Raw genomic sequence first — 472 nt, 5'->3', positions numbered from 1 at the left:
TGGCGAAGCAGTTCAATAAAGGTACTCATGTAATGCTCCACGTTAAGTCTAGAGCATCAGTTAAATGGTTGATGGCCATTGCCGCATCGCGTTGTTTTAGCGTAGTCATTCGGGTGTAACGAGCCGTGGTATTAAGGCTTGCATGACCCAGTAGCGTTTGCAGTGAACGCAGGTCTAACTCTTGCTCAAGTAAGTGCGTCGCGAAGCAATGTCTAAGTGAGTGGGGGCTGGCGTGTTTTTGGATTCCGCACTCTTTGAGTACAAGTTTCATGGTTTTTTGAATACCGCCACGATCCATGGGGGTGTCGCGACATGTACCAAGGCCAGGGAATAAGTAGTAAGGGTGCTTATGGGTAAGCCAATGCACGCGAAGAGCTTTAAGCGTTCGCAGCGGAAGCGGCACCATTCGGTCTTTTCCGCCTTTTCCTTCCCGTATGTGGACACGCATGGTTTGGCTGTCGATATCGTGAAC

1 protein-coding gene is annotated in these 472 nt (G+C 49.8%); it reads right to left on the bottom strand.

Annotation, left to right across the window (positions count from 1 at the left end):
- Positions 1-25: 25 nt before the first annotated feature.
- Positions 26-472: tyrosine-type recombinase/integrase (locus AB4512_RS24070; RefSeq protein WP_372176009.1), on the bottom strand; the 447-nt coding region annotated here is incomplete at its 5' end.

Origin of the sequence: Vibrio sp. 10N.222.52.B7 (assembly GCF_041474275.1) — a bacterium.
GTDB lineage: Bacteria > Pseudomonadota > Gammaproteobacteria > Enterobacterales > Vibrionaceae > Vibrio > Vibrio crassostreae_C.
This window is presented reverse-complemented; position numbering and strand designations above follow the sequence as displayed.